We start from the raw sequence: 26,712 nt of genomic DNA, 5'->3' as shown, positions 1-26,712 counted from the left end.
GGCTAGTTGGTGCCGATCCGGCTGAGCAGTTCCACGATCCGGGACTGCACCTCGCCGCTGGTGGACCGCTCGGCGAGGAAGAGCACCGTTTCACCCGACGCCAGCCGCGGCAGGTCCGCGGGGTCGACGGCGGCCGTGTACACGACGAGCGGGGTGCGGTTCAGCTGCCCGTTCGCCCGCAGCCAGTCGATGATCCCGGCGAACCCGGGCTGCCGCCGGTGCACCTGCATCAGGTCCATCACGACCAGGTTCGGCCGGAACTGCCCCGCCAGCGTCACCGCGTCCGCGTCGCTCGCGGCCCGCGCGACCTGCATCCCGCGCCGCTCCAGCGTCGCCGTCAGCGCCAGCGCGATCTCCGCGTGCTCCTCGATGAGCAGCACGCGCGGCGGGTGCTGCTCGCTGTCCCGGGGGGCCAGCGCCTTCAGCAGCACCGCCGGATCGGCGCCGTACGCCGCGTCCCGCGAGGCCTGCCCGAGCCCGGCCGTGACCAGCACCGGAACCTCGGCGGCCACGGCGGCCTGCCGCAGCGACTGCAGCGCCGTCCGCGTGATCGGGCCGGTCAGCGGGTCGACGAACAGCGCCGCTGGGAAGGCCGCGATCTGCGCGTCGACCTCCTCGCGCGAGTGCACGATCACCGGCCGGTAGCCGCGGTCGCTCAGCGCCTGCTGCGTGCTGACGTCCGGCGCCGGCCACACCAGAAGCCGCCGCGGGTTGTCCAGCGGCTCGGGCGGAAGTTCGTCGTCCATCGGCTGCGGCCGCGGCGGATCGGCCACCTCGACGGCACCGCCCGGACCGTCCAGCGGCTCGGGCCCCTCGGCGGCGTTCTCGTCCGGGGCGCCTATGGCGTAGGAACGCCCGCCGCCCTCGGTCAGATGCGCGAGCCGCGACTGGCCGGCGAGGGACGGCTGCGCGGGCAGGGGCGCGGAGGCCTGGGCGGGCACCTGCGCGGGCGCCGGCTCGGCCACCGGGTGCGGCCGGGCGGCCTGCTCCGGACGCGGCGCCTGCTCGGAGCGGGACGCCCCGTCGGCACGCGCCGCCTGGTCCGTCCGTGCGGCCGGGTCGGGCGGCGTGCCGAGCTTGCGGCGTCGGCCCGAACCGCCCGGCTGGTGCGGGGGAGGCGTCGCCGACGGCTGCTGCACCTGGGCCGCCTGCCGGTTGAAGGGCACGCCCTGGCCCAGCGTCCGCACGCTGATCGCCCGTCCCTGCGTCGCGTTGGGGTCGGCGGGCGCGGCGGCCTCGGCGGGCAACGGCTGCGCCACCCGCGGCACGCCCTCCGGGGGCAGCGGGGTGCCCTGGGCGGGAGTGCCCGGCTGCGATCCGGCCGCAGGGGCGACACCGTTCGGCGGCACGGCGTGCCCGGCCCCGCCCGGCGGTACGGCGACACCGGCTCCCGAGGTGCCGTCGGCGGGCCAGGGCTGCGGCGCGGGGGTGCCGTGCGGCGGGGTGGCGCCGTTCGGTGCGGGTGCGGGTGCGGGTGCGGGTGCGGGTGCGGGTGCGGGTACGGCTTCGGCGGGGAGCGGCTGCCCGGCGGAGACCTGCGGCTCCGGCACGAGGCCGCCCTGCTGCGGCAGCGGCTGCGCGCCCTGCGGCCCGGCCTGGACCGGAGCCTGCGCCATTTGCCCGGGCAGCGCGGCCTGCACACTCTGCCCGAGCCCGCCCTGCGCGGGCACGGACACGACCTGCGGGTGCACACCGACGCCCTGCGGCGGTACGGCGGCACCGTGCGGCGGTACGGCCACGCCCTGCGGCGGTACGGCGACACCCTGCCCGGGTGCGGCCACGCCCTGCCCGGGGGCGGGGACGCCCTGGGGCGGCACGGCACCCTGGGCGGGAACGGCCGTGTGCTGCGGCACCGCGTGCTGCGGCGGGACAGCGGTGCCCTGCGGCTGCGGCAGACCGCCCTGGGGCACGGCGCCCGGCGGGACGTTCCCCTGCGGGACGTTCCCCTGCGGAGGGACGGCGGTGCCCTGCGGCGGCACGGCCGCACCCGGCGCGACCTGACCGGCGGCCACCGCGCCCTGCCCGGGAACGCCCTGCCCGGGAACCTGGCCCGGAGCCACCTGACCACCGGCGTTCTGCGGCACGGCGGCCACCTGCCCCGACCCCACGGGCACGCCCCCCGGCACCGGCACACCGGGAACGGCCGGACCGGGAAGGGCAGAAGCAGGAACGGCAGAAGCAGGAACGGCAGAGCCGGGGACCTCCGCACCGGGCACCCCCGGCACGGCCGTACCCGGCGTCTGCGCCCCGGCGTCCTCGGCCGGCTGCGGTGCTGCCACGGCCCGCCGCCTGCGTCCGGTGGGCGCGCTGGTGGGATGGGGCTGCGGAGGCGTGTGATCGGCGGACTGGTCGGGCGGGGCGGCGTCGTGCCGCTGTTCGTCAGTGCCGCCGTCAGAAGCGGTCTCCGGTCCGGCCCCACCGGGGACGGCAGTCCCGGGAGGACCCGCCGCCGTGCCGTGCGGCGGCACCGCCACGGCTGTCTGCCCGGCCGCGGCCGGGGCCTGATCGGCCTCGGCGGGCGGCAGCGCGAACACCGGACGCGGCCCCGCCGCCTCCTGCGCGGCCGCCGCCCTCTCGTTCGCTGCGGCCAGCGCCCGCCGCCGGCGCCCGGTCGGCTGCTGGGCCTGCCCCTGCGCCGCGTCGCCCGGGCCGCCGGTGCCACCGGAGGCCTCACCGGACGACGGCGCGGGCAGCGCCGGCGGCAGCGCGTGCTGCTCACCGGGTTCGGGCCGGGCGCGCCGCCCGGCCGGCGGAGCGGGTACGCCCTGGGGCGGAACGGTCCCGCCCAGCCCCGAGCCCGAGGCCGCGGTCCCGGCCCCCTGCTCGGCGGCCGTGACGACGGCCCCCTCGGCGACACCCTGGACGGCACCGCCGAGCGCGTCCGGGGCACCACCTTCGGCAGCACCGCCACCGCCACCGGCACCGGCGTCCTCGGCCGCCCGGCCGCGCCGCCGCCCGGTACCGCCCGACACGGCGCCCTCACCGGACGCCTGCGCCGGAAGAGCGGCCGGTCCACCGGCGGCCCGCCGCCGGCGCCGTCCGGTCGGCGCGCCCGCCTCGGCACCGGCGTCGCCGGCTCCCTCGGCACCGTCGGTTCCGTCGCTCTCGGCGGCCGGACCGTCCGCGTCGAGGAACGCGTCGGTCGAGCCCCGCCGCGCGCGGCGCCGCCCGCCACCGGACGTCTGCTCCACCGGTGCGGCGGCGGCAGCGGCGGTCTCGTCCGCCGGCTGCGCGGTCACGGCTCCGGCCCCGCCCCCGAGCGGCACCTCCAGGACGTACGCGCTCCCGCTCATCCCCGGCACCTCGTGCGTCTGCAGCACGCCGCCGTGGGCCCGGACGATCCCGCGCACGATCGGCTCGTGGACGGTGTCGCCCCCGGCGTACGGCCCGCGCACCTCGATGCGTACGACCTCACCGCGCTGCGCCGCCGCCACCACGACGGTGTTGTCCAGGTAACCGCCCGCCGAGACGGGCGTGTTGCCGGTGGCGTCGACCCCGGCCACGTCGGCGACCAGGTGCGCGAGGGCGGTCGCGAGCAGCCGGGGGTCCACCTCGGCCTCGATGGGCGGCGCGTGCACGGCGAACTGCACCCGCCCGGGCCCGATGAGCTCGACGGCCCCGTCGACACCGGCGGCGACGACGGCGTCGAGCATCACCTTCGTCCGGGTGACGTTCTCACTGCCCGCGTCGAGGCGCTGGTAGCCGAGGACGTTGTCGATCAGGGTGGTGATGCGCGAGTAGCCGGCCGACAGGTGGTGCAGCACCTGGTTGGCCTCGGGCCACAGCTGCCCGGCGTCGTCGGCGGCGAGCGCGGCCAGTTCGCGGCGCAGCTCCTCCAGCGGCCCGCGCAGGGAGCGCCCGAGCAGGGTCAGCAGCTGCTCGTGCCGGGCGGCGAGCGCCTCGTAGCGGTCCTTCTCCCGCTCCCCGAGGGCGGCGTAGCGCTCCTCGTTCGCGGCGAGTTCCTCGGCGTGCCGCTCGCGCAGCTCCTCCACCTCGGTGACGTGCCGCTGGCGCAGGGCGGTGAGCTCGGAGGCGTGCTCCTCGGCGATTCGCTCCAGCTCCTCGGCGTGCGCCCGCTCCGCCGCCTCCTTCTCCTCGACGACGGCGTCATAGGGCCGCCGGTCGGTGAAGGTCATGACGGCGCCGACGAGCTGGTCCCCGTCGCGCACGGGCGCGGTCGTCAGGTCGGCCGGCACCTTCGAGCCGTCCTTGGCGTACAGCACCTGCCCGCGCACCCGGTGCTTGCGCCCGGAGCGCAGGGTGTCGGCCAGCGGCGACTCGTCGTAGGGGAAGGGGGAGCCGTCGGGGCGGGAGTGCAGGACGAGTGTGTGCAGCTCGCGTCCGCCGAGGTCGCTGGCCCGGTAACCCAGTATCTGGGCGGCGGCCGGGTTGACGAGGACGATCCGCCCGTCGGTGTCGGTCCCGACGACGCCCTCGGACGCGGCCCGCAGGATCATCTCGGTCTGCCGCTGCGACCGCGCGAGCTCGGCCTCGGTGTCCACGGTCCCGGACAGATCGCGCACCACGAGCATCAGCAGCTCGTCGCCGGTGTAGCCGTAACCGTCGTAGGCCTGCTGCCCGTTCTCCAGATTCGCACTGGTGACCTCGACGGGGAACTCCGTCCCGTCGGTCCTGCGCGCGACCATCCGGGTGGGCTTGGTCCGGGCCCGCGGGTCGAGGTGTTCGGGCCGCCGCATGGAGCCCGGGATCAGCTTGGAGTCGAACTGCGGCAGCAGGTCCAGCAGTCCCCGCCCCACCAGGGCGGTGCCCGGGGTCTCGAAGGCCTCCAGGGCGATGGTGTTGGCGTTGACGACCGTCCCGTTGGCATTGACCAGCACCAACGCGTCCGGCAGGGCGTCCAGTATGGCTGCGAGGCGAGCAGCGCCTCGGGATGGCCTGCTGCTCACGAGACGCTTCCTCCCTGTTACCGCACCTTGCCGACCGCTCGGGCCATCTTGCCAACCGTCCCGCGGCGTGTCACGCGAGGGAGTCTAAGGGCTGCGGTTGCGCTCGCGACGCCGGATGAGAGGGAGGTCGCACGAGGAAGTGACGGCGAACCGGCGACCGGGTGAGCGCCGAACGCCCGCCCTCCTGCGACGACGTCGCGGGACCTCCCCGGGACCTTTACGGAAGCGGCGTTTCTGTATCTTTCGGCCGAGCCGCCCGGACCTGGCGGAATGAGGGCGGAGCGTGGCGCGAACGGGTTCCGGACCGGCCGCCCTTCCTCCCGCCCGTCGTCAGCCCTTGTCTTCGGACCTCATGTCAGGCAGCAGCGGCACGAGCCGGTCCCAGCGGGCGATCCCGCAGCCGTCGCGACGGTCGTAGGTCGCGTCGACGGGGCGCCCGGCCCAGGTGCCGGTGACGTGCGCGGTGGCCGGACCGCCGTACTGCATGGTGCAGAAGCCGCCTTCCGGGTCGGGCGCGAAGAGGTCCTGGCCCCACCGCGTGTCCCGCTCCAGCGTCGCGCAGGCGCCGCGCGGGTCGGGGTGGCTGCCGCCCGCGGGGCCGCAGTACAGCTCGTAGGTCCCGTCGGCCCCGCCGCCGGCGTTGCGCACGGTGACGGTGAGGTGGTCACGGTCTGGTCCGCCGCCGGCCGGGGCGGGCGACGGCGGACCGGCGGCTTCGGCCCCGGCGTACGCGGCGGGGGAGACGGCCGCCAGCGATCCGAGGGCGGCGACGGAGGCAGCGGCGCCGACGAAGAGGCGCCGCAGGGCGGGGCGGGCGGTGGCCCGGGGGGTGGCACGCAACATGCACTGACTAACGCGGCACGCTCCCGGACGTTGCGCGCGCCCCGCGCACGCCCTCCCCGCGGCCCTGTCGCGGCGGCACCGGCCGCGGGCCCGGCAAGGCCTTTGCCCTGCGCCCTTCCCGCCTAGTACCGTGGGGGTCGATTGGTGACAGCACGCTCGACTGTGTCATCATCGGCACGCACCGATCCGCGCTCGCGCGGGCGGATGTGTGGAGGCGTCGCCTAGTCCGGTCTATGGCGCCGCACTGCTAATGCGGTTTGGGCCTTAAAGCCCATCGAGGGTTCAAATCCCTCCGCCTCCGCCAGATCACGAAGCCCCGGTCAGCCGACCGGGGCTTCGCCGTTGCCGGGGTGCCGCACACCCCGCCCGGATGGCGTTTTCGCAGCTCACAAGGGGTGCGGCTAACGGATTTCACATGGCGGCGGCAGTCATGTAATGTTCTTCCTGTCGCCGCGAGCGAGCCGGAAGGCCCGGGAGCGGCGATAAAACAGAACAAGCACTCGTAGCTTAACGGATAGAGCATCTGACTACGGATCAGAAGGTTGCAGGTTCGAATCCTGCCGAGTGCACAGCAGACCAGAGGCCCTGTGGAGAGATCCACAGGGCCTCTGGCTTTTGCCTTGACGGCAGTGTTTGACGGCAACCGCCTTCGCAAGCCGATCAGACGGCTACCGGGACACCGGCCGGGCCGTCGTCATCATTCGGATCGTTGCCGTCACCCCTCAGTGCGTCCCCGACGCGGTCGAAGGCGGACCGTTGGGAGTCGAGCCGTACGAAGGTGTAGATGTCCATGGTCACGCGGATGGAGCTGTGGCCGAGGACTTCGATGATCATGCGGGCGTCGGCGCCCTGTTCGTGGAGCAGCGAGGCGCACGTGTGGCGGAGGCCGTGGAAGCGGACCTTGCGGACGCCGGCACGGACGCACAGCGCCTCGAAGGAGCGGTTCAGGTTGCGCGGCTCGATGGGGGTGCCGTTCTTCGTGGTGAAGACAAGGCCCTGGGCCGTCCCCTTCCAGTTCGAGCCAGCGGCTTTCCGGTCGGCGAGCTGCTGGGCGCGCTGAGCGCGGAGCGCGGTCACGCACTCGGACGGCAGGGCCACGCGACGGGCCGAGCGCTGAGTCTTCGGCGCGACGATCAGCAGTTCGCCGCCGACCCGCTGTAGGGCCTGCCGGACGGTGAGGACGCCTTCGTGGAGATCCACGTCCGACCAGCGCAGCCCCAGCAGCTCGCCGTGCCGCAGGCCGATGCGGACCGCCAGCCCGTACGCGGCCCACAGTCGGTTGTCTCGGGCCGCCGCCAGGAGCTGACGCCCCTCTTTGACCGTGAGCGGTTCTATCTCACGCTTCGTTCCCATGCTCAGCTCCACGTTCCGGGCCACATTGCGGGGCAGCTCGTCCTCACGTACTGCGTGCTGGAGGGCGGCCCGCAGGATCACCAGAAGGAAGCGCACGGTTCGGTCCGAAGGGAGCTTCGTGCAGCACTTGCCGAGGGCGCAGCAGCGCCGCTTGTGCTCGGGCCGGTTCTTGTCCTTGCCCTGCGCGCAGCCAGCAGGTGGCGCCCTGTTGTGCAGAATGGTGATGGCGCAAGGGGTCTTCTTCTGCCTCAAGATTCAAAAAGTGATGACTATTTGGAACTGCTAAGTCAGGCTGTTGCACAGGCGTGGAAAATGGGAGATTCCAGAATTCGCTCGATCTTGGAGCGCGCTGCCGTCGTAAACTCACTGGGCGATAAGGTCGAGTTCCATAAAGAGACTCGGAGTCGCGGGGGAACGATCCCGTGGGTTGCAGGTGAGGACCTTCATGCTGGTGTACGAAAGTCTATGATAGTTGGGGTTGTGGCCCGGAAGTCGAAATCTGCCTATTTCGGCAACGCCAACTCATTTCTTGCCAAGTCCTTCCTCGACTCTGTCCTGATGGGGCAGACGGAGGTGGGCAGCTATGTAATCACTGCTTACGTGCCGCCTGAGGAAATTCACACAGAGCGCAAGGTGAACCCAGGTGAGACGATACCTTTGGTTGGCCGCCACACTGGTCGCGAAAACACACTAGGTATGGTAGACGCCCTTTCTGCCGCTCAAGAGTCGGTTTCAGTGGTACGCCTACCCAGAGGCATAAGCTCGAGTTCTCCCCATCTGACTACTCTGCCCTAGAGGCTGCTGGAAACGTAATTGCTGCCGCAGCAGCAGCCGAGTACGTCACAGTGCTTGGGCCGTGACTCAACTTGAGCGTCCGAAGCCAGGAGATCCTGGTGTTGTTAGCCTCGATGTCTTCAGCGGTTCCAAGGCTAAGAAAATGAGAGTTCGCCTTAAGGTGGAGGACTATGCTTTGGCGGTCGACGCTCATAAAAACAATTTAGCCCTGAGGGTATCCGGTCGCCAAGAGGTGGAAGGGTGCTATTACTGGCTCTATGGTCCGGATATTCGCCGCAAATGTCAGTCCTTCCTCTTCCTCAACCTCGATTCATCAGCGGTCGTGAGTGCCTGACCGGGTCGTCGCTTCGCCCTGTTTGTCCCGTGTGATCGCGGGCGGGGCCTTCGCGCAGGAACTGGGCGTGTCCTGAGCCGGCGACGCCCCGTATGTGACGGATGTTGGTCGCGGTGATGCAGTAGCGCCAGCCGGTCTTCTTCTCGAACTCGGTCAGCTTCTTGAGGTGCCGTCGGGTCGGACGCCCCCGGCGCACGATCAGCCGCATCCCCTCGGGCCAGCCCTCGCGGGTGTTCAGACCGGTCAATTCGGCGGCGAAGTAGCCCTCCTGGAGGCTGCCGTCCTGGTGCACGGAGCAATCCTTGGCTCACCTCGCCGTACATCAAGGTTCGCTACGCCGGTCTCTGGCTCGCTGAGTGTCTGACCGGCGCCGTGCGGGTCGCCGCCTCCCCGGCCACCGGCCGTGTCAGGCCGCCTGGATACCGGCGAGCTTCTTCGCGGCCGTGATGCGCTTGGGGTCTTCGATGATCTGGGTCCCGGCCCCCTTGCCGGGGGTGACGCTCCACTGCCTGAGGGTCTCCGCGACCTGGGGGAGTTTCGCCGAACCCGGCGGGACGTCGATGAAGAAGACCGATTCCTTGGGCGACTCCGTGTCGCCACCCCACCTGACGACACCTTGGAGCTCGGCGAGGATGTCCCGGATCGCCGTGACCTGGTGTGGGAAGAAGTTGCCCTTGACCCCGAGCGGGTAATTGTCCGGGTACAGCGCCAGCGCGGTGCCCGACAGGTGGTTGGACTCGAAGTCCGCCTCCACCCGCCGGTCCTCGCTGTACCCGATGACCTGTCCGCGGCTCGCTTCGAGCCGGGTGACGTCGTAGTGGAAGCGTTGCGCCACATAGGCCAGGACGGTGCCCACATCCCCTTCCCGCAGAACGACCCGGAGGTCCGTTCCCGGTATGTCGTAGGGGGCGGTGCCCGACGAGCTCGCGGTGAGGACATCCCAGCCGTTCGCCGATCTGGGTCTCTTCCATGAGGCGTCGGCGGCCTGGGCGGTGCCGGGAGCGAGAAGGACCTCCCCCGTGGCGAGCAAGGTGGCTCCGGCGGCGACACCGGTGATTCCTCTGATCAGGGTGCGGCGTGAGAAATCGGTGTTCATGAGATCACTCCAGATGTTTTTCTGACTCGCTTGCGCAGGTACACGGAAGTGCCGGCCGAGACGAGGGCGGCACCCGCCAGGAGGCACACGAAGACGGTGACCGACACCGAGACGTACTCCACGGTCGACCCGTCGGAGTACACGCAGGCGTTTCGAAGAGGCCAGTACTGCTGGTCGATGGCCGCCAAGTCGGCGCCGGCGTCGTTCCGGCTCGTGCACAGTTCGGGGAAAGGCCCACCCGTGGTGACGGCGAACCAGCCGTAGCAGTACACCGCCACCGCCGAGGAGGCCAGGATCAGGGCGACGACCGCGTAGACCCTGCGCACGGGCAGCGGCGGGTGGCTCAGCAGGATGAGGACCACCACGATGCCCGCCACCACGGTGACCAGACTCGCAGCCAGCAACGCGCCCATCACAAACATGTGAAACCTACTTCTTCTCTGCTTCCTGCGCGGCGAGGAACTTCGCCCGGCGCGCCACCTGCTGGTCGATGAGCCGCTGCAGCGTCTCGGCGAAACCCGTGTAGAACTCGCTCATCACGGAGTCGGACTCGTTCCACGGTTCCTTGCCCGCCGGGCAGTTCCTGTGGATGAGGAGAGTACGGGTGGAGGACAGCAGCGTGTCGTCTATCTGGTCCTCCAGGAACGCCTTCGCCGTCTCCCGGATGTTGCTCGTGACGCCGCCGAACCGGTAGCGCTTGAAGTCACTGAAGCGCGTCAAATGGCCCGTTCCGATCAGGATCCTCCTCAGCTCCTGGACGATGTTCGTGTTGCCGTTCTTCAGGCGCTCGGCGATCAGGAACCCGTCGATGTCCTCGATGAGGTCGCCCAGCGCGAACGTCGACGCGACGTCGGGCCTGCACAGCGTCTTGCGGCAGAAGTCCAGGGGCGACGCGTTGTCCGAGCGGCTCCATTCACCGTAGAACGTGAGCAGGTCTCCGCCCCAGCTCGCCAGTTCGGCGCGGTTCGCCTTGCCCACCCCGGCGTTGCCCTTGAGGAAGTAGCCACTGGCGCTCGCCGCGAGGTGGTCCGGATTGATGAGGGCGCCCATGGAAGGGTCGGTGTACGCGTGCTTCCTCGCCTGGTCGAGCCCCCGGCCGGTGGCGTAGCTGATGAAGGCGTCGTCGACCTCACCGAACAGCGCTCTCCACCGGGCGTCGGTGTACTTGTCCCAGCGCATGAACTGCAACGAGAGCTCGTTCGGATCACCCTTGCCGTAGGAGACCGCGGCGTCGTACACCCTTTGCGCGTAGGCGATGAACTCGTCGACCGACGAACCGTCCGGATCGTTGACCGATTCCTGCCCGAAGTCGGCGCCGGGGCGGTGCGCCACCGCGTCCAGCCCGAAGCTGTCCGAACCGTTGGGGAAGGTGAACTCCTTGATCTGGTTGAACGCCCAGTTCTGCGGCAACGGGAAGCCGAGGTTTCCGGAAAATCCGTAGGACATGCCGGAGACGTACGCGTAAGGGACGTAGGTGGCCCCGGAGACGCTGGCGCACACGTTCCGCGAGCCGTAGACACCGGCGATGTACTTGCTGCCGTTGCTCTTGAGCGCGTCGTTCACCCCGGAGAAGTAGTCGATGATCAGGTCCATGTCCGCCGAGGTGGCGTCGTAGTCGACCGCGAAGTAGATGACCGTGCCCCTGTTGAACCCGTACCCGGCGGCGCGGCCGTGGGCCAGGCTGCCGTGCAGGTAGCCGTTGCTGTATTTGAAGTCCGCGAGACTGCGTGCGTCGTACTGCCAGATGGGGATGACGTTCAGTCCGGCGGAGAAGATGGCTTCCAGCTCACCGGGCTGGATCTCCTTGTTCAATGTGCTCCCGGGCGGCTCGTCCAGGTAGCGGCCGACGGCGCGGTACCCCTCCCGGTAGAGGGCTTCCGCCCGCTGGGGGGTGATGGTGAACCGGGTGTCGCAGGCGTTGACCTTCCGGTCGGGGTTCCCGTAGGAGACGAGCAGCTGCGCCCAGGTGTCGAAGTCGGCCTTGCCGGTCACTCCGATCGCGGAGAAGCTCTGGAACTTCCTGACCCAGTCGGTGAGGTCCGCGTCGAACTTGTTGCCGAAGGTGGCGATGTCGCCACTCGTGTTGGAGGGGCCGTTCGCCACGCACGCACCGGTGAAGAGCTGGACCCACGTGCCGCTGTCGCCTTCGGAGAGGGTGTGGGCCTTCAGGCCGGCCACGGTGCCGGGGCCGAAGACACCGGTGGCCTGGTCCTCGGGAATGCCGGACTCGTACTGGATGGCCTTCATCAGCGCCTGCTGGACGTCACGGGAGAAGAAGCCGTCGCACGGGCCGATGTAGAAGGTCGACTTCTCGAAGTAGCGGCCGTTGAGCCACTGCTGCATGAAGCGGATCTGTTCCAGTCCGCCGGACAGGAATATGTAGGCGTCCATGGTCAGCAGGGCCTTGAACACCTTAGGGCGGACGGTGCCGTTGAGGTAGGTTGCCGAAAGGCCCATGTCCCGCATCATCGTGTTGATGCCCGTCTGGGTCGCCTGGGACATCTCCCCGTCGATGGCGCCGGCGCTGTAGCCCTTGCAGTACATCCCGCACTGGATGATCTTGACGATGTTCTTGTTGGACTCGCCGATCTTGATGGCACCCTTGGCTTGCAGTCTCGATAACGTCGTAGGGCCGAAAGCGTTGGACAGCGCTGTGATGCCGAGTTCGTACTGCAGCGCACGGGTCAGGGAATACATGGTGTTCCAGCCGGTCTTGCCGTTCTCCGTGACGGGGTTGTAGCCGGAAACGTTCTTGTAGGTTGAGTTGACCCACTTCTGGGCCTGGAGCACCATTTCGTCAGCCATTACGGCAGGCAACCTTTCGTTCGTAAATCGCTGAGTGTTCGTCCGGGCGAGACGGACGCCTCCCCGACCTCACAAGAAGGGACCGGAGAGTAGTAAGCGTGGTGGCAGACGCCTCAGTTGAGTGTTCCGGCGCTGCGGTGACTTGCCGACCCGGGGCCTTACCGCCGATACCTTCCCCGCAGGAACACATGCGGCCGCAGCGGCCGTTGCCCTGACGGACCGTGCCGACGCACTGGGTGCGAATGCCGAAATCGCCGGCGATGCTCAGACCATCCGCCCGCTCATCGCGGACGGCATGTCGTCAGGACGCCGTCGCTCCTGGAGACCGTACGGGCGTGCGCGAAGCTGCGCACGGATACTTGAGAGGAAGTCCTGGACGTGGGTGCGATCGGCACGACGGCCGCCGCTGACCTCCTGTAGGGCGGTCACAAGGCCGGGTCTCGCCTGCGAGGACGAGACCCGGCCTCAGCTATGCCGAGGTCATGGCGACAGGCAGGCCGTCAGCTTTCGTCCGGTGTGCGGGTGACGCGGGTGATGGTGATGGTGGGGTCGGAGGGCACCGGCTTACCAGGGTCTGTGGCGGTCAACTCGGTGGGCCTGCTTGTGCCGGGGTAAAGGGGAGCGCCGTCCGTTCCGACGTGCAGAACGGCCTCAAAGGCCTGCGGGCCGGTGATTTTCACCTCCGCCGTATAGGCTGCGCGGTCGCGACCGGTGTTGGTGATGGTGACGGGGACGGTCAGGCCCGTGCGGGTTCGGATGGTTCGGTAGACGGTGACGTCACCGCGGGAGACCAGAGGGCTCTCGAAATCCGGTTTCGCGGGATCAAAGGGTTCACCTGAAACCGGCACGCCACTGGGTGCGGCAGCAGCCCGCTTGCGGGCCTCGTCCTCCTGCGCCGCAGCATCCTCTCCCCCGGGGCCGACGGAGGCCCTTGGTGGCGCAGAAACAGAGCCTGGCCTCTGGACCGGGGTTGCGGAAGCCGCTGGCCGGGACACCTGCCCTTCACCCTTGGTCCGTGCGTCGCTTGAGCCCCCACACGCTGTGAGCACCGTCAGCAACCCTGCCGCGCACAACAGTGTGATCCCGTGACTGTGTCGCAATGTCTTACGTCCTTTATGGGCAGCCATGTGTGCGTCAGTTGCAGTTGGTGACATTGTCAGCGACTCGGTTGATGAGATAAGTTGAAGAGCTCGATGACGCCTTCATCAGGGCCGTCACCGTGCCGCAGCCTCCAGGCTTCTGCCATACGGGACCGGCGTACTGACTGAAGGTGCCCTGGTCGACATCGCACGGCGTATTCGTGTAGTTGTCGCAGAGCTGCAGCTTCATCCACTTGGAAGTTCCCGTGTTGTTGTCGAACACGGAGCAGGTGTTCTGATTGCTACCGGCACCATTGCCGCCGTAGACCCACAGCGTACCCAGGCGGCTTGCGTCGGTGGGCAGACGTAGAGCAAGAGCGATGGTGTCGTACTCCGCCCCACAGAGGTTGGCCATGGTTGCCACCTCCTTGGGGTGAGTCTTGACGAAAGCAGCAGCCTCCGCGTCGACGCCAGGCCCGATGTTGATGTCGCTCGCCGCGTGTGACGAGGCCATGAAAGGGCTAGCGGTCAAGAGTGCCACGGCCATCAGAAATGCGGTGGTCGTCCGCCGTAACGAACCCGGCGCCGTATTCATGAAAACCCCCCTGAAGTCATCCCGGACTACTTATGCAGCCAGTTCTTCATACACGCCTGAAACAGTTTTGATCAAGCCTTCCTCGTGCCAGGTGGTCTGCTTGAGCAGATACTGGACATGAGGAGTTCCTTATAGGGGCTGCAGAATGCCAAAAATGCCCGAATGGCACCTCTACGGGGGTGGGAAAGTTCCTGCCAGACAGGCGAAAGCCTGCCTTTCTGGCGATGAGCTGAACTGCCGCAGAGGACCACCTGGCCTCGAACTGAGGACCGAGGGACGCAGCGGCTGACTGGCGAGCGCCCTGGGATGGCCTGATTCCATTGCGCCCTTCACGGCCTGCGCAACAGCACCGCCCCAGCATGCCCGACCAGCCCTTTCCCGTCGGCCGTCACAGACAGACCACGGTCCCACCCTGTACGCTCGCTCACCAGGAAGGTGCCCTGACTCCTGTGCCGGATTCGATCTAGACACTCGCATCCTCGCAGGTCGGCGGCACCTTTCTGCTGTCAGGGCGTCAGATCAATCAATTCCGCTGAGAGCCGGGGTCAACGCCTCCCGCATGCTGCCGCCTCAGGGCACCAGGGACTCGTCCACGTGCTTCAGGGGGTCCCTCGTGCCGGAGCAGGCGCCCTTCGAGGACACCGACACCCCGGAGCCGCCCCGAGGTTCTTGAGGAGCGGTCAAGCAAGATCGCCAAGCGGCCAGGCGACCGCAACGGCTTGACGCCACGCAACTGGACGCGCTACCCAAGATCCATCTACGCGCGTGTAGGGGCATCTACCTGGGGCGCTCCCTGACCTTTTCTGATGGATGGTCAACCTCCGGTTGACCTTCATTTTCGGCGGCTTCGCGGGAATCCTCCGTCGGACGATGGAGGCGGTCTCGTACTACGAGGCCATGGCCACGGCGGGTGGCGTGTTCATCGCCCTCGTGATCATGATCTTCGTGGTCCTGACCTACATCGGGTCTTGATCACGCAAAACGACATCACTGGCTTCCGGTAGCCCTCACCACCCCTGCGGGGACTCCCGGTCTTCAGGGTCCTGTCTCCGCGGTGACCCCGTACAGACAAGTTCAGGGCAGGAGAGGTCTTGGCGCACGGCCAGGACCTCTCTTCGTGATCAAAGTCCCGGAGAGGCGCCTCCACTGCGCCGTGAGTCGGCGAGTACTTCCCCGCCCTCACTGCTCACTCGTCGGGCAACAGCCACTCGTCGTCTTTGAGCTTGGGACTGACGACACTTTCGCCGTTGGACAGCAGGACCCGAAACCGCAGGTGCGTACGTTGTTTTTTGATGTAGTCGCTCGCCTCGGGGTTCCCTTCCGTGCCGGTTCTCGTGCCAGCGCGGAGGAGCGACACTTCACTTTGGGGTGGACTCGACGGTACGTCAGGCCGGTGAAGATCACGTTGCAGAGTGCAGCAATTCCGGCACCGATAGCGATGCCGCGAGCCCACCAGTCAACGTCATAGTCACTCCACTCCCTGCAGATCGTCGAACGAAGGTTTCCCTGAACTCTGAAATCGCGCCCATATGTGCACGCTACGTAATTCTGGCGCTTCGGGCGCGCAGAGCGGGGCAGCCCCAGGATGAGCGCGGCGGACATCGCCAGGTGAGCCGTCGTTGCAGGCGGTGCCATCGTGCAGAGCTGACGGCAATCCTGACGGCAACGACAGCACACAGAGACCGTTGATCACGATCGCCAACGATCAGCCGGGAGGAAGGCGGGGCCCATGCACGACCGCCTGCCCGATCCTACGGATCAGAAGGTTGCAGGTTCGAATCCTGCCGAGTGCACAGAGATCAAAGGCCCCCGGGATCACCCCGGCGCCTTTGACGTGGGCGCGGCCACGGGGGCGACACGGCCGAGGTCGGGTCCGGCTGCAACCGCGGGCTGCGGGAGAGCGTCACTTGCGGTGACCGAGCCCTGACGCCTCGTGGGAGGTACGTCGTTGCCAGCCCCCTCTCATCCACCCCTGCCGCCGTCGCTTCCGCCGCTGCGCGGACAGTCCACGGCTGTGCGCCTGCGGCGTACCTTCCGCTCGCGCAAGGCGCTGTCGGGTGTCACCCAGTGGTTCATCGACTGGGGTATTCCGATCGCCGCGGTCATCGGGTTCGTCTGGGTGTTCGGCGCCAGCCGGTCCGAAGGGGGATGGAGCGGCATCTACAAGGTGTTCACGCTCATCGACCCGCCCGCGCATCCCTCCTCGTGGGGTGCCTCGGTCCTCGGCTGGCTCCTGGTGCCCGCCCTGATCGGTGGGGTGGCCGGTCATGTGATCGCCGCTCGCATGCAGCGCGTCAAGGAGATCGCCACCAACCGCCTCTTCCGGCGAAGGGGATGGGGCCGCAGGCTCAAGCCGCCCGGAAGGATCACCTTTCTCGAGTCATTGCACCTGAAGAGCGCGGAGGACCAGGAGTTCCTGGACCGCTATGTGAGGCGGGCGCATCGGGGAGACTGGAAGAAGGCGCAGGACCATTGGGAAATCCTCGTCCGCGACGTGCTGTGCACCGTCGAGCTTGCCGAGCTGGACCGCACGGAAGCCCTGGCCTCCGCCGAGAGTTTCGCCCGCGCGGTGATGTGGATGACCTCCTACCAGGACAAGTGTCTCGTGTGCGCCGCGCGCGCCACCCATCCCTGACTCCACCGGAAGGACCGTTCGATGCAGACACGAAGCGCCGTGGAGATCGCCCGTGCCGCTTTGCGCGAGATCTTTCCCACCGCTCCGGAGGACGGCCTGGACCAGGGGGCGCGTCACCTCACCCGCTGGGGAGTCGAGGGTCACGGCACCCGGCTCGGCGGCTCGGCAGCCGCGCTCATGTACCTGGACCTGGCCGCAGCGTCCCACGAGGGTCCCGACGCCGTGCCCGAGGACGTCGCCGCGGCGGCGGAGGTCCGGGGCATCGCACGGACCTGGCGTGCGCCCACGCGGCGGGGCTGACGCCGGCATTCGACGGGAGGCCGGTGTCAGTGGTCCCCTCTACGCTCGGTGGTGATGGCACAGGCATGGACGTGCTCGGGGCTGCGGTGGTCGGCGGAGGGTCCCGTGCTGGTGTGGGGCGGGGGCCGGCGCAGCGCGCTGACCCGGGGCAGGCGCGTGGCGTTCGGGGTCGCGCCGGAGGGCGTGCGGACCTGCGTGGGGGCCCGGGGGCACCCATGCCCGGTGAGGGCGGTCGTACCGGCGCGGAGCACGGGGGCGCGGTGTGAGGAGTGCGCGCGGCTGGACCGGGCGCACTCCGTGGCGGCGGACACCCTCGCGGACGATCCGCGCCCCTACCACGTGTACGTGGCGTGGTTCGGGCCCGGCATGGTCAAGGTCGGGATCACGGCCGTGGAGCGCGGCTCGGCCCGGCTGCTGGAGCAGGGAGCCGTCTGTTTCAGCTGGCTGGGCGCCGGGCCGCTCATGGCCGCACGCCGTACGGAGGAGTTGCTGCGGGCCGCGCTGCGGGTGCCCGACCGGATCCCCTACGCGCAGAAGCGGGCCGTGCGGGCCGCGCTGCCGGGGACGGCGGCCGAGCGGGCCGGTGAGCTCACCGCCCTGCACGCGCGGGCCGTCGCGCTCGCCGGCTGGCCGGAGTCGCTGGAGCGCGAGCCGCTGGAAGTCGTCGATCACGTCGGTGTGTTCGGGCTCGCCGGCGCTCCTCCCGCCGTCGGGGAGGTGGGGGAGCTGGCCGCGGGGGGTGTCGTCGGCGGGGAGCTGGTCGCCGCCGCCGGACCCGATCTCCATCTGTCGACCGAGGCCGGTGTGGTCGTGCTCGACACGCGGCTGATGACCGGCTGGCCGCTGGTCCCGGCGCCGGGCCGCGGACTGACGGTGCCGGTCCGGGAGTTCGGGCCCGGCGCCGCGGCGGGGGTGCAGGACGGGCTTTTCTGACCCGCGCGGGCCGCCGGCCAGGGCTCGCCGATCAGGGCCCGCCGATCTGGGTCCCGTCCGCCGGGGAACGCGAACCGGTCCGGCTCCCAGGCGTCTCCTGAGAAGTGCCTGTGGGTTTCTCAGGGAAAACACAGGTGGGCGAAAGGGCGCTCTCAGAGGGCCTCGCCATCGTGTGCGCATGACCACGACCTCGCCCCAGGGGCGCACCGAACTGCTCAGGCCGGACGGGAGCCCCGTCCGCGTGCTGGTGGTGGACGACGAGACGCCGATCACCGAGCTGCTGTCCATGGCCCTGCGCTACGAGGGATGGCAGATCCGGAGTGCCGGTGACGGCACGGGCGCGATCCAGACCGCGCGCGACTTCCGTCCCGACGCCGTCGTCCTCGACATGATGCTGCCGGACATGGACGGGCTGACCGTGCTCGGACGGCTGCGCCGCGAACTGCCGGACGTGCCCGTGCTGTTCCTCACCGCCAAGGACGCCGTCGAGGACCGCATCGCCGGGCTGACCGCGGGCGGGGACGACTACGTCACCAAGCCGTTCAGCCTGGAGGAGGTCGTCGCGCGGCTGCGCGGCCTGATCCGCCGCTCCGGCGCCGCCGACCGGCGGTCCGACTCCCTGCTGGTCGTCGGTGACCTCACCCTCGACGAGGACAGCCACGAGGTGACCCGGGCCGGGGAGCACATCCACCTGACCGCCACCGAGTTCGAGCTGCTGCGGTTCCTGATGCGCAACCCGCGGCGCGTGCTCAGCAAGGCGCAGATCCTGGACCGGGTGTGGTCGTACGACTTCGGCGGCCAGGCCAACGTCGTCGAGCTGTACATCTCGTACCTGCGCCGGAAGATCGACGCCGGGCGGGAGCCGATGATCCACACCCGGCGGGGTGCCGGCTATCTGATCAAGCCCGCTGTGTCATGAGCGGGCGACGACGGTCGCGTACGCGGCGGACGACGGGCGGGCGGCGCGCAGGCGGGCCCCGCACGCTGCGCACCCGGCTCGTCGTCGCGTCCGTGACGCTGATCGCCGTGGTGTGCGCGGTGATCGGGACGGTGACCACCCTCGCCCTGCGGTCGCATCTGTACGAGCAGCTCAACGGGCAGGTGGACGACGCGGGCAAGCGCCTGTCGGGGCCCGTGAAACCCGGTGGCGAGGACCGCACCGACGAGGACCGCACCGACGAGGACCGCACCGACGAGGACGGCACCGACGCGACGGACAGGCCTGACGGTGCGAACGGCACCGGCGCGGCCGACGCGTTCGGCGGCGGGAGCGCCACCGGCGCGACGGACAGGATCACCGGTTTCGTCCGGGGACCGGCGCAGCCCGACACGATCGCCGCCGCGGTCGGTTCCGACGGCACGGTCACCCGGGCGGTCCGCGCCCAGGAGGCCTCCAACGACAACGGTCCCTTCCAGCGGAACTCGGCCGTGACCCTCACCGCCGAGCAGAACGCGGCCCTGGCCGGGGTGCCCACGGCGGGCACGCACACCGTCGACCTCCCCGGACTCGGCGAGTACCGCGTGCAGTACGTCACCGGAAGCGACGGCGGCGGCTACTACGTGGCGCTGCCCACCGAGTCGGTCACCACCACCGTCAACACGCTGATCCTCGTCGAGGTGAGCGTCACCGGTGCCGGACTGGTCGCCGCCGCCATCGCCGGCTCCGTCCTCATCGGCGTCGCCACCCGCCCCCTGCGCCGGGTCGCCGCCACCGCCACCCGCGTCTCCGAACTGCCGCTGCACACCGGCGAGGTGAAGCTCAGCGAGCGCGTCCCCGACTCCGAGACCGACCCGCACACCGAGGTCGGGCAGGTCGGTGCCGCGCTCAACCGGATGCTGGACCACGTGCACGGGGCGCTGCACGCGCGCCAGCTGAGCGAGACGCGGGTACGGCAGTTCGTCGCCGACGCCAGCCACGAACTGCGCACCCCCCTGGCCTCCATCCGCGGCTACGCCGAACTCACCCGGCGCGGACGCGAACAGATCGGCCCCGACACCCGGCACGCCCTGGGCCGGATCGAGTCCGAGGCGGGGCGGATGACGCTGCTCGTGGAGGACCTGCTCCTGCTGGCCCGGCTGGACGCCGGGCGGCCGCTGCGGTTCGAGCACACCGACCTCGTCCCCCTGGTCGTCGACACCGTCAGCGACGCCCGTGCGGCCGGCCGTGACCACGTCTGGCGGCTCGACCTGCCCGACGAACCGGCCCTCGTGCCGGCGGACGCCGCCCGGCTCCAGCAGGTCCTGGTCAACCTGCTGGGCAACGCCCGCAGCCACACCCCGCCCGGCACCACCGTCACCGCCCGTGTCCGGCGGAGCGGCCGCCGGCTGTGCGTGGACGTGGAGGACGACGGGCCGGGCATCCCGGGCGAGTTGCTCCCGCGCGTCTTCGAACGGTTCGCGCGCGGCGACTCCGCGCGCTCGCGCGCCACCGGCTCGACCGGTCTCGGTCTGGCCATCGTGCAGGCCGTGGCGACCGCCCACGGGGGTGCCGTGACCGTCGACAGCGTGCCCGGGCGGACCGTGTTCACGGTGCACCTGCCCGCCCTGCCGCCCGGTCCGCGGCCGGACAGGGACGGGCAGCCGCACTCACAGGCACGCCACAGCGTCACCACACGGGCACGACAGGGCGCCTGACGACAGTCGGTGCCATGCGAACCGACTCTTCTCCCGGCACCCTGCCGGCGCGGGAGCACCTCCCGGCCGCACCAGCCGGTACGCCTGTCCTGGACGTAGTGATCCCCGTCTACAACGAGGAGAAGGACCTCCAGCCCTGCGTGCGCAGACTGCACGAGCACCTCGCCCGCACATTCCCCTACGCGTTCCGCATCACGATCGCGGACAACGCCTCCACGGACACCACCCCCCGGGTGGCGGCGCGGCTGGCGGCGGACCTCCCGGAGGTCACGGTCCGCCGGCTGGAGCAGAAGGGCCGCGGCCGGGCCCTGCGCGCCGTCTGGTCGGCCTCGGACGCCCCGGTCCTCGCCTACATGGACGTGGACCTGTCCACCGACCTCAACGCCCTGCTCCCGCTGGTGGCGCCGCTGATCTCCGGTCACTCGGACCTCGCGATCGGCTCCCGGCTCGCGCGCAGCTCGCGCGTGGTGCGGGGGCCGAAGCGGGAGTTCATCAGCCGGGCCTACAACCTCATCCTGCGCGGCTCCCTCCAGGCCCGCTTCTCGGACGCCCAGTGCGGGTTCAAGGCGATCCGCCGCGAGGTGGCGCGGGTGCTGCTGCCCCTGGTGGAGGACACCGGCTGGTTCTTCGACACCGAGATGCTGGTGCTCGCCGAGCGGGCGGGCCTGCGGATCCACGAGGTGCCGGTCGACTGGGTCGACGACCCCGACTCGACCGTCCACATCGTCAGGACGGCGACCGACGACCTCAGGGGCGTGTGGCGGGTGGGCAGGGCCCTGGCCACCGGATCGCTGCCGCTGGACCGCCTCACCAGGCCGTTCGGCGACGACCCGCGCGACCGCGAGATCAAGGACGTACCGCGGGGACTGGCCCGTCAGCTCGTCGGGTTCTGCGTGGTCGGCGCCCTGTCCACCCTCTTCTATCTGCTCCTCTACAGCGGCTTCCGGGTGTTCACCGGCTCGCAGACGGCCAACGCGCTCGCCCTGCTGGTCTCGGCGGTCGCCAACACCGCGGCCAACCGGCGGCTCACCTTCGGGGTGCGCGGGCGCGGCGGGGCCGTCCGGCACCAGGCGCAGGGCCTGGTCGTCTTCGGCATCGGGCTGGCCCTGACCAGCGGCTCGCTCGCCGCCCTGGGCGCGGCCACGTCCGAGCCCGCCCACTCCACCGAACTGGCGGTCCTCGTCGCCGCCAACCTCGCGGCGACCGTGCTGCGCTTCCTGCTCTTCCGGGCGTGGGTCTTCCCCGACCGGCGCGAGGGCGGCGCCCCGGCGGCCGCCCCGTACGACACCACTCCGTTCCGCGCCGGTGACGTCGCGGACTCCTGGCGGGACACCGTGCGGCTGCCGCCGGCGCGCCCCCACGACACCGATGCGAGGGATCTGCGATGACCGTCCACTACGACCGGCGGGCCGACGGCGGGGCCACGCGCCCCGGGACGGGGACGCGCTCGTCCGCGCCGGGGGCCGGCGCGCCCGCGCCGTCCCTGCCGGAGCGGCTGTGGCGCGGCCGCCCCGAGGACCCCCGCTGGGCCCGCCCGGCCTTCCTCGCCCTGCTGCTCGTGACCGCGGCGCTCTACCTGTGGAACCTGAGCGCCTCCGGATACGCCAACTCCTTCTACTCGGCGGCGGTGCAGGCGGGCAGCCAGTCCTGGAAGGCGTTCTTCTTCGGCTCGCTGGACGCGGCGAACGCCATCACCGTCGACAAGCCGCCCGCCGCCTTGTGGCCGATGGCCCTGTCCGTGCGGCTGTTCGGGCTCAGTTCCTGGGCGATCCTCGTCCCCGAGGTCCTCATGGGCGTCGGCACGGTCGCCGTGGTGTACGCCGCCGTCCGCCGCCGCTTCAGCCCCGCGGCCGGCCTGATCGCGGGCGCGGTGCTCGCGCTCACGCCCGTCGCGGCGCTGATGTTCCGCTTCAACAACCCGGACGCGCTGCTGGCCCTGCTGATGGCGGTGGCCTGCTGGCTGGTGATCCGCGCCCTGGAGGACGGCCGCACCACGTGGCTGCTGTGGGCCGGTGCCGCGATCGGTTTCGCCTTCCTCGCCAAGACCCTCCAGGCCTTCCTGCTCCTCCCGCCGCTCGCCCTGGTCTACGGCGTCTGCGCCCCGGTCACGGTGAGGAAGCGGATCGGGCAGCTCGCCGCCGCCCTGGCCGCGATCGTCGTCTCCGGCGGGTGGTGGGTGGCGATCGTCGAGCTCTGGCCCGCGTCCTCCCGCCCGTACGTCGGCGGTTCGCAGAACAACAGCTTCCTGGAGCTGACCTTCGGCTACAACGGCCTGGGCCGCCTCAACGGCGAGGAGACCGGCAGCGTCGGCGGGGGCGGCGGAGGCGGTGGGGGCAACTGGGGAGAGACCGGCTGGGACCGGCTGTTCGGCTCCTCCATCGGGGGCCAGATCTCCTGGCTGATCCCGGCCGCGCTGATCCTCTTCGCCGCCGCACTGGTGGCCACCCGCAAGGCCGGGCGCACCTCGGTGACCCGCGGCGCGTTCCTCGTGTGGGGCGGCGCGCTGCTCACCACCATGCTGGTCTTCAGCTACATGCAGGGCATCTTCCACGAGTACTACACGGTGGCCCTGGCCCCCTACATCGCGCCGCTCGTCGGCATGGGCGCGGCGCTGCTCTGGGAGCAGCGGGACCGGGCGTGGGCGTCCCTGACCCTGGCCGCCGCGACGACGGCCACCGCGGCCTGGGGGTACGTGCTGCTCGACCGCTCCTCCGGCTACCTGCCCTGGCTGAAGTGGCTGGTCCTGGCCGGTGGTCTCACGGCCGCCCTGGGCCTGGTCTTCGCCGGGCGGCTCGGACGCCGGCCGGCCCTCGCCGCGGCCGGCCTGGGTCTCGTCGCCGCGCTGGCGGGCCCGGCGGCCTACACGCTCACCACGGTGAACGAGGGTCACACCGGCTCCATCGTCACGGCGGGCCCGTCGGTCGCGGGCGGCCGCGGCGGCCCGGGCGGCGCAGGGGCTCCCGGCGGCGGCTTCCCGGACGGCGGTTTCCCGGGCGCGGGCCAGAACCAGCCGGGCCGGAACCAGCAGGGCGGCCAGGCCTTCCCCGGCGGCGGCATGCCCGGCCAGAACCAGAACCAGAACCCGAACCAGCAGAACGGTGACGACGGCGGCCGCACGGGCGGCACGGCCGGTGGCGGCGGCATGGGCGGCCTGCTCAACGGCACCGGCGTCGGCTCCGAGGCCAAGAAGCTGCTGGAGACGGACGCCGACCGCTACACCTGGGCAGCGGCGGCCATCGGCGCCCAGAACGCGGCGAGTTACCAGCTGTCGACCGGGGAGCCGGTGATGGCCGTCGGCGGCTTCAACGGCACCGACCCGTCCCCGACGCTCGCGCAGTTCCAGCGGTACGTGACGGCCGGGAAGATCCACTACTTCATCGCCTCCGGCTCGGGCGGCGGCCGCATGGGCGGCAGTGGCGACGGCACGTCCGCGCAGATCACCGCGTGGGTCGAGGCCAACTTCAAGAAGGTCACGGCCGGTTCGGCCACCTTCTACGACCTCACGCAGAAGGCGAGCGGCTGACCCCGGCCCCCGCGGGCGAGGGGCGGTGGCCGGGAACCGCCGCCCCTCCCCTCCGTTGTACACCGTATGGGAGCTGTTCTACGGTGTAGAACATGACCACCTCCTCCCAGGGAACGGCCCCGTCGCCGACGGCGCACGGAGGGCACCCGCAGCGCTGGCTGATCCTCGGTGTCATCTGTCTCGCGCAGCTGACCGTGCTGCTCGACAACACGATCCTGAACGTCGCGATCCCCTCGCTGACCCGCGAGATGGACGCCTCGACCGCGGACATCCAGTGGATGATGAACGCGTACTCGCTGGTCCAGTCCGGCCTCCTGCTCACCGCGGGCAACGCGGCCGACCGCTACGGCCGCAAGCTGATGCTGATGTCGGGCCTGGCGATCTTCGGCGTCGGCTCACTGGCGGCCGGCCTGTCGCAGAGCCCCGCCCAGCTGATCGCGGCCCGCGCGGGCATGGGCGTCGGCGGCGCGCTGCTGATGACCACGACCCTGGCGGTCGTCGTGCAGATCTTCGACGACCAGGAGCGGGTGAAGGCCATCGCGCTCTGGTCGACGGTCAGTTCGCTCGGCTTCGCGGCCGGGCCGCTGATCGGCGGTGTGATGCTCGACCACTTCTGGTGGGGCGCGATCTTCCTGATCAACATCCCGGTCGCGGTGCTCGGCCTGGTGGCGGTGGCCGTGCTGGTGCCGGAGTCCAGGCACCGGGCCGGCGACCGGCCCGACCTGCTCGGCGCGGTGCTGTCGACCATCGGCATGACGGCCGTGGTGTACGCGATCATCACCGGTCCTGAGCACGGCTGGACCTCCGGGCAGGTGCTCGTCTCCGCGCTCACCGGCGCCGCGGTCCTCGGCCTGTTCGTGCTCTGGGAGCTGCGCACCGAGCACCCCATGCTCGACATGCACTTCTTCCGCAACCAGAAGTTCGTCGGCGCGGTCGCGGGCGCGATCCTCGTGGCGTTCGGCATGACCGGGTCGCTCTTCCTGCTCACCCAGCACCTGCAGTTCGTGCTCGGCTACGAGCCGCTGGACGCCGGGCTGCGCACCGCGCCTCTGGCGCTCACCGTGGTCGCCCTCAACTTCACGGGAGTCGGGGCGAAGCTGGTGCTGAAGGCGGGAACGCCCGCGGCGATCGCGCTCGGCATGACCCTGGTATCGGCCGGACTCGCGGCGATCGCGCTGCTCGGCGGGCACGGGTACGGCGGCATGCTGCTGGGGCTCGTCGTGATGGGCGCGGGTGTGGCCCTGTCGATGCCCGCGATGGCCAACGCGATCATGGGCGCGATACCGCCGGAGAAGGCGGGCGTGGGCGCGGGCATCAACGGCACGCTCGCGGAGTTCGGCAACGGGCTGGGCGTCGCGGTCCTCGGGGCCGTGCTCAACTCCCGGTTCGCCTCGCTGGTGGCCGTCTCCGCGGCGTCGCTGCCGGCGGCGCTGGCCGCGGCCGGCACGGCCGAGGAGAAGGCGCGCATCTCCGACGCGTTCGCCTCGGGGCTGGAGACCAGTCAGCTGGTCGGGGCGGTCGCGGTGCTGGCGGGCGGACTGGTCGCGGCGGCGTTGCTCCGGCGGGCCGAGCGGGCAGAGTCCGTCTGACGGGGCGCTTAGCATGGCCGGCAGCAGCACGACGAGGAAGGTGCGCCATGGCAGGGGCAGCCGGCAGGGCCGGGCGAACCAGCGTCTGGCTGGAGAGCAGGGCGCACCGCCGACGTGGTGGCGGGCAGCCCTCGGGGCTGGACCGGGACCGGATCATCGAGGTGACCGTCCGGCTGCTGGACGCCGAAGGGCTGGCCGGGTTCTCGATGCGGCGGCTGGCCGCCGAGCTGAACGTCACCGCGATGTCCGTCTACTGGTACGTCGACACCAAGGACGACCTCCTCGAACTCGCCCTGGACACGGCCATGGGCGAGATGCGGCTGCCCGACCCGGACTCGGGTGAGGACTGGCGCGAGCAGGTGCGGGCGCTGGCGCGGGAGTACCGGACGCTGCTGGTGCGCCATCCCTGGGTGTCCCCGCTGGTCGGGGTGTACCTCAACATCGGCCCGAACAACCTGGCGTTCTCGCGGGTCGTCCAGCGCGTCGTCCGCGGGACCGGGATGCCCGCGCGGCGCCTGACGAGCACGATCTCGGCCGTCTTCCAGTTCGTCTACGGCTACGGCACGCTGGAGGGCCACCTCGTCACCCGGGCCGCGGCCGGCGGCATGTCCGTGGACGAGTACTTCCAGGAGGCCCTGAGTACGGTGAGCGAGGCCCCGCAGGCCGCCGACGTCATCGAGGAGTCCCAGGCGATCATGGCGGCGCGCGGCGGCGACACGGTCGCCGAGATGCTGGAGCGGGACTTCGAGTTCGCCCTGGAACTGCTGATCGCGGGCATCGAGGCGATGGTCGCCCGGGGCTGACCGCTCCCGCTGCCTACTCCCCCTCCACCAGCCGTGCCGGGAAGCCGCCCGTGGCCACCGGACCCCAGCGCTCCGGCGTGATCCGGATGATCGACTTGCCCTGCTTGACCATGGCCGCGCGGTACTCGTCCCAGTCGGGGTGCTCCCCGGCGATGTTGCGGTAGTACTCCACGAGCGGCTCGACGGAGTCGGGCGAGTCGACGACCTCCGCCGTGCCGTCGATCTGTACCCACGGCCCGTTCCAGTCGTCGCTGAGGACGATGACGCTGACCCGCGGGTCCCGCTTGGCGTTACGGGTCTTGGCGCGCTCCGGGTACGTGGAGACCACGATCCGGCCCGAGTCGTCCACCCCGCAGGTCAGCGGGGAGCCCTGGGGGCCGCCGTCGGACCTGCGGGTCAGCAGGATCGCGTGGTGCCGGGGCCGCACGAAGTCGAGCAACTCGTCGAGGGAGACGCGGGTGTTCGTCGCGATGTTCGCCATGCCCGGC

At 70.6% G+C, this 26,712-nt stretch carries 19 protein-coding genes and 2 tRNA genes; 11 read left to right on the top strand and 10 right to left on the bottom strand.

The features are described 5' to 3' along the window. Positions 1-2: 2 nt before the first annotated feature. Both ACF07N_RS15230 and ACF07N_RS15225 read right to left on the bottom strand, forming a co-directional pair. Positions 3-4,907, bottom strand: coding sequence for a PAS domain-containing protein (locus ACF07N_RS15230; RefSeq protein WP_392112620.1), 4,905 nt, complete (start codon positions 4,905-4,907; stop codon positions 3-5). 330 nt (positions 4,908-5,237) lie between these two features. After that, positions 5,238-5,750 (bottom strand): SSI family serine proteinase inhibitor, encoded by a 513-nt coding sequence (locus ACF07N_RS15225; RefSeq protein ID WP_383580159.1) that lies wholly within the window; start codon positions 5,748-5,750, stop codon positions 5,238-5,240. A gap of 210 nt (positions 5,751-5,960) precedes the next feature. On the opposite strand from ACF07N_RS15225, the gene ACF07N_RS15220 reads away from it, so the two are divergent. Both ACF07N_RS15220 and ACF07N_RS15215 read left to right on the top strand, forming a co-directional pair. Then, a tRNA-Ser gene (locus tag ACF07N_RS15220) sits at positions 5,961-6,054 on the top strand. Between the two features lie 192 nt (positions 6,055-6,246). Next, a tRNA-Arg gene (locus ACF07N_RS15215) sits at positions 6,247-6,319 on the top strand. A gap of 91 nt (positions 6,320-6,410) precedes the next feature. Here the strand turns inward: ACF07N_RS15215 and ACF07N_RS15210 are convergent. From ACF07N_RS15210 to ACF07N_RS15180, 7 genes are all read right to left on the bottom strand, one after another. Further along, positions 6,411-7,355: a tyrosine-type recombinase/integrase gene (locus ACF07N_RS15210; protein ID WP_392112616.1), complete on the bottom strand. Its 945-nt coding sequence runs from the start codon at positions 7,353-7,355 to the stop codon at positions 6,411-6,413. A gap of 842 nt (positions 7,356-8,197) precedes the next feature. Beyond that, entirely contained in the window at positions 8,198-8,524 is a 327-nt protein-coding gene (locus tag ACF07N_RS15205) for a hypothetical protein (RefSeq protein WP_392112613.1), read from the bottom strand. A gap of 114 nt (positions 8,525-8,638) precedes the next feature. Next, positions 8,639-9,328, bottom strand: coding sequence for a hypothetical protein (locus tag ACF07N_RS15200; protein WP_392112610.1), 690 nt, complete (start codon positions 9,326-9,328; stop codon positions 8,639-8,641). After that, entirely contained in the window at positions 9,325-9,750 is a 426-nt protein-coding gene (locus tag ACF07N_RS15195) for a hypothetical protein (protein WP_392112607.1), read from the bottom strand. The genes ACF07N_RS15200 and ACF07N_RS15195 overlap by 4 nt, the downstream gene beginning before the upstream one ends. Positions 9,751-9,757: 7 nt before the next feature. After that, positions 9,758-12,133 (bottom strand): glycoside hydrolase domain-containing protein, encoded by a 2,376-nt coding sequence (locus ACF07N_RS15190; RefSeq protein ID WP_392112605.1) that lies wholly within the window; start codon positions 12,131-12,133, stop codon positions 9,758-9,760. 500 nt (positions 12,134-12,633) lie between these two features. Continuing rightward, on the bottom strand, positions 12,634-12,981 hold the full coding sequence (locus ACF07N_RS15185) for a hypothetical protein (protein ID WP_392112602.1): 348 nt from the start codon (positions 12,979-12,981) through the stop codon (positions 12,634-12,636). 286 nt (positions 12,982-13,267) lie between these two features. Next, positions 13,268-13,807: a hypothetical protein gene (locus ACF07N_RS15180; protein ID WP_392112599.1), complete on the bottom strand. Its 540-nt coding sequence runs from the start codon at positions 13,805-13,807 to the stop codon at positions 13,268-13,270. A 2,014-nt stretch (positions 13,808-15,821) separates the two neighbouring features. On the opposite strand from ACF07N_RS15180, the gene ACF07N_RS15175 reads away from it, so the two are divergent. The 9 genes from ACF07N_RS15175 to ACF07N_RS15135 all read left to right on the top strand — a co-directional run bounded on the left by ACF07N_RS15175 (position 15,822) and on the right by ACF07N_RS15135 (position 26,224). Beyond that, positions 15,822-16,442, top strand: coding sequence for a DUF6313 family protein (locus ACF07N_RS15175; protein ID WP_392112596.1), 621 nt, complete (start codon positions 15,822-15,824; stop codon positions 16,440-16,442). A gap of 21 nt (positions 16,443-16,463) precedes the next feature. Continuing rightward, positions 16,464-16,742, top strand: a complete 279-nt coding sequence (locus ACF07N_RS15170; RefSeq protein WP_392112593.1) for a hypothetical protein — start codon at positions 16,464-16,466, stop codon at positions 16,740-16,742. A 54-nt stretch (positions 16,743-16,796) separates the two neighbouring features. Then, positions 16,797-17,675, top strand: coding sequence for a DUF2797 domain-containing protein (locus ACF07N_RS15165; RefSeq protein ID WP_392112590.1), 879 nt, complete (start codon positions 16,797-16,799; stop codon positions 17,673-17,675). Positions 17,676-17,853: 178 nt separating this feature from the next. Next, positions 17,854-18,594 carry a response regulator transcription factor gene (locus ACF07N_RS15160; protein WP_383327678.1) on the top strand — a complete coding sequence of 247 codons (741 nt, stop codon included), beginning with the start codon at positions 17,854-17,856 and terminating at the stop codon, positions 18,592-18,594. After that, positions 18,591-20,309: an ATP-binding protein gene (locus tag ACF07N_RS15155; RefSeq protein WP_392112587.1), complete on the top strand. Its 1,719-nt coding sequence runs from the start codon at positions 18,591-18,593 to the stop codon at positions 20,307-20,309. The genes ACF07N_RS15160 and ACF07N_RS15155 overlap by 4 nt, the downstream gene beginning before the upstream one ends. Positions 20,310-20,323: 14 nt before the next feature. Beyond that, positions 20,324-21,697, top strand: a complete 1,374-nt coding sequence (locus tag ACF07N_RS15150; RefSeq protein WP_392112584.1) for a glycosyltransferase — start codon at positions 20,324-20,326, stop codon at positions 21,695-21,697. Further along, positions 21,694-23,832: an ArnT family glycosyltransferase gene (locus ACF07N_RS15145; RefSeq protein WP_392112582.1), complete on the top strand. Its 2,139-nt coding sequence runs from the start codon at positions 21,694-21,696 to the stop codon at positions 23,830-23,832. The genes ACF07N_RS15150 and ACF07N_RS15145 overlap by 4 nt, the downstream gene beginning before the upstream one ends. 92 nt (positions 23,833-23,924) lie before the next feature. Further along, positions 23,925-25,421, top strand: a complete 1,497-nt coding sequence (locus ACF07N_RS15140) for an MFS transporter (protein WP_392112579.1) — start codon at positions 23,925-23,927, stop codon at positions 25,419-25,421. 47 nt (positions 25,422-25,468) lie between these two features. Continuing rightward, a complete protein-coding gene (locus ACF07N_RS15135) occupies positions 25,469-26,224 on the top strand; it encodes a TetR/AcrR family transcriptional regulator (RefSeq protein ID WP_383327693.1) in 756 nt (251 codons plus the stop codon). Between the two features lie 13 nt (positions 26,225-26,237). On the opposite strand, the gene ACF07N_RS15130 is transcribed toward ACF07N_RS15135, so the two are convergent. Further along, positions 26,238-26,705, bottom strand: coding sequence for a PPOX class F420-dependent oxidoreductase (locus ACF07N_RS15130; RefSeq protein ID WP_383327696.1), 468 nt, complete (start codon positions 26,703-26,705; stop codon positions 26,238-26,240). Between the last annotated feature and the right edge of the window lie 7 nt (positions 26,706-26,712).

The sequence above is a fragment of the Streptomyces sp. NPDC015242 genome, from assembly GCF_043079125.1.
Classification (GTDB): domain Bacteria; phylum Actinomycetota; class Actinomycetes; order Streptomycetales; family Streptomycetaceae; genus Streptomyces.
Note: the sequence above shows the minus strand (reverse complement) of the source record. Positions and strands in the feature narration are given on the sequence as shown.